This is a genomic window from Cupriavidus sp. SIMBA_020 (assembly GCF_046535395.1).
Classification (GTDB): Bacteria; Pseudomonadota; Gammaproteobacteria; order Burkholderiales; family Burkholderiaceae; genus Cupriavidus; species Cupriavidus campinensis.
Map to the genome: position 1 here is coordinate 1 of NZ_JAWRWU010001692.1, position 235 is coordinate 235.

Annotated in this window: 1 protein-coding gene; it reads left to right on the top strand. The window is 54.9% G+C overall.

Features of this window, described 5'->3' with window-relative positions; translation table 11 throughout:
- The coding region (locus SB751_RS35370) for an AMP-binding protein (RefSeq protein ID WP_410749660.1) at window positions 1-235 on the top strand (235 nt) is incomplete at both ends.

Sequence of the window (235 nt, forward strand, 5' to 3'; positions counted from 1 at the left end):
CTCCGATTTGATCGAGCACGCGGCTAACAATCACGGCGATCGAGAAATTGTTTCAAACCTGGGCAATGGCCATATCCATCGCTATACATGGTCGGGCGCACTTGGCCGGTCGAAGCGTGTCGCAAATCTCATTCATGCACTGGGTGTGGCCACGGGGCAATGTGTTGCTACGCTGGCCTGGAATACGCATCGCCATCTTGAACTTTATTATGGGGTTTCCGGTACCGGCGCCGTG